Source organism: Colwellia sp. TT2012 (assembly GCF_001440345.1).
Taxonomy (GTDB): Bacteria; Pseudomonadota; Gammaproteobacteria; order Enterobacterales; family Alteromonadaceae; genus Colwellia.
Window position 1 is genome coordinate 1 of the sequence record NZ_LJYX01000096.1, and the last position, 896, is coordinate 896.

The following is an 896-nucleotide window of genomic DNA, read 5'->3' on the forward strand; positions in this document are numbered from 1 at the left end:
TTAGTCTTTCATCTTGAAACTCTGAGCTTTTAAAGGTTACGAAATTTGTAGCGTCTATTAATTGTCCATAAAGTCATAAATCTCTTTCATGCGTTCTTCGCGCATCAATTCAAGTTCTTCCTTGGTTTCGGCCGCCCACTGCAGGATGAAGTCCCAGCAATCGCAGCCGTGCGCGTCGGCTTCTGCTTCAAATGCTTCTTTCAGAAATTTAAGGCGATATTCTTCTGGCGAGAGCCCGCAGTTTTCAGCGAGGCTGTAATTCAGCTCGCTGAGTTCAAGCTGAATCCATAGATTGGCGTCCAGGAATTTCTTCAGGGCAAGTTCGGCTCTAAGTTCTTTTGCGATCATGAATGCTCTCTTGTGGCATGCAATAAGTAGCTGGTTGTTCAAGGTCGGCCCAGCGCTAAATTGGACTATGTCAATTTCCTGCCATCGTCCATCCTCGAACGCCATGACTTTCACTCAGCTCTTTCACGACTCGAGCCGCGTCCTGCTTATGTTTATATGGGCCTATGACGCCAAAATTGTTTTCTTTACGCGCTACCGGCAACTCCAGTTGCTGAATGGACTTTAGTGCGCGATGGCGGCTGGGCGTATTCAATGCGGGCGTGAATTCGTCGGGAAGATTTGTACTGATTTCTGTCGCAACTTTATTAGCGATGTCGTCAAATTCGTGCTCGAAGTCTGTCACTTTTTGCTGGATGTATGAATTGTCGACGTTATTTTCACAAGTTGGTCCTGTGGACGTGTAGGTCCATAGTAGAGCTGATAGTTGCCCTAAAACGCCAGTTACCAGTAAGCCCAAGCCAAGCTTTCGCACGACGCCCTCTCCAAATCAAGTGAATAGTTATTTGTGCCATTTCTTTTTATAAAGAAAGGTTTTATTTCTGATCCTG

At 45.9% G+C, this 896-nt stretch carries 2 protein-coding genes; both read right to left on the bottom strand.

Going from position 1 to position 896, the window contains the following annotated elements; all coding sequences use genetic code 11:
* Positions 1-57 precede the first annotated feature (57 nt).
* On the bottom strand, positions 58-348 hold the full coding sequence (locus ASU03_RS18885) for a DUF6388 family protein (RefSeq protein WP_017737784.1): 291 nt from the start codon (positions 346-348) through the stop codon (positions 58-60).
* Between the two features lie 70 nt (positions 349-418).
* Positions 419-820: a hypothetical protein gene (locus tag ASU03_RS18890; protein ID WP_057833276.1), complete on the bottom strand. Its 402-nt coding sequence runs from the start codon at positions 818-820 to the stop codon at positions 419-421.
* Between the last annotated feature and the right edge of the window lie 76 nt (positions 821-896).